This window comes from Streptomyces sp. NPDC051822 (genome assembly GCF_044452745.1).
In the GTDB taxonomy this organism is placed as follows: Bacteria; Actinomycetota; Actinomycetes; order Streptomycetales; family Streptomycetaceae; genus Streptomyces.
Genome location: NZ_JBITBZ010000031.1, coordinates 1 through 1,426 on the forward strand (window position 1 = coordinate 1; position 1,426 = coordinate 1,426).

Sequence of the window (1,426 nt, forward strand, 5' to 3'; positions counted from 1 at the left end):
CTTCAGAACTAACACAGTGGACGCGAGCAACTGAGGACAAGCCCTCGGCCTATTAGTACCGGTCAGCTCCACCCATTACTGGGCTTCCACATCCGGCCTATCAACCCAGTCGTCTACTGGGAGCCTTACCCTCTCAAGGAGGTGGGAATACTCATCTCGAAGCAGGCTTCCCGCTTAGATGCTTTCAGCGGTTATCCCTCCCGAACGTAGCCAACCAGCCATGCCCTTGGCAGGACAACTGGCACACCAGAGGTTCGTCCGTCCCGGTCCTCTCGTACTAGGGACAGCCCTTCTCAATATTCCTGCGCGCGCAGCGGATAGGGACCGAACTGTCTCACGACGTTCTAAACCCAGCTCGCGTACCGCTTTAATGGGCGAACAGCCCAACCCTTGGGACCGACTCCAGCCCCAGGATGCGACGAGCCGACATCGAGGTGCCAAACCATCCCGTCGATATGGACTCTTGGGGAAGATCAGCCTGTTATCCCCGGGGTACCTTTTATCCGTTGAGCGACGGCGCTTCCACAAGCCACCGCCGGATCACTAGTCCCGACTTTCGTCCCTGCTCGACCCGTCGGTCTCACAGTCAAGCTCCCTTGTGCACTTACACTCAACACCTGATTGCCAACCAGGCTGAGGGAACCTTTGGGCGCCTCCGTTACCCTTTGGGAGGCAACCGCCCCAGTTAAACTACCCATCAGACACTGTCCCTGATCCGGATCACGGACCGAGGTTAGACATCCAGCACGACCAGAGTGGTATTTCAACGGCGACTCCACCATGACTGGCGTCACGGCTTCAAAGTCTCCCACCTATCCTACACAAGCCGAACCGAACACCAATATCAAACTGTAGTAAAGGTCCCGGGGTCTTTCCGTCCTGCTGCGCGAAACGAGCATCTTTACTCGTAGTGCAATTTCACCGGGCCTATGGTTGAGACAGTCGAGAAGTCGTTACGCCATTCGTGCAGGTCGGAACTTACCCGACAAGGAATTTCGCTACCTTAGGATGGTTATAGTTACCACCGCCGTTTACTGGCGCTTAAGTTCTCAGCTTCGCCACACCGAAATGTGACTAACCGGTCCCCTTAACGTTCCAGCACCGGGCAGGCGTCAGTCCGTATACATCGCCTTACGGCTTCGCACGGACCTGTGTTTTTAGTAAACAGTCGCTTCTCGCTGGTCTCTGCGGCCACCCCCAGCTCAGAGTGCAAGACTCATCACCAGTGATGGCCCCCCTTCTCCCGAAGTTACGGGGGCATTTTGCCGAGTTCCTTAACCATAGTTCACCCGAACGCCTCGGTATTCTCTACCTGACCACCTGAGTCGGTTTAGGGTACGGGCCGCCATGAAACTCGCTAGAGGCTTTTCTCGACAGCATAGGATCATCCACTTCACCACAATCGGCTCGGCATCAGGTCTCAGCC

The 1,426-nt window shown here is 56.2% G+C and carries 1 rRNA gene (cut by a window edge); it reads right to left on the reverse strand.

Annotated features, from left to right (window positions below):
• Positions 1-32: 32 nt before the first annotated feature.
• Positions 33-1,426 (reverse strand): 23S ribosomal RNA (locus tag ACIA8N_RS36465); it runs 1,796 nt beyond the window's last position.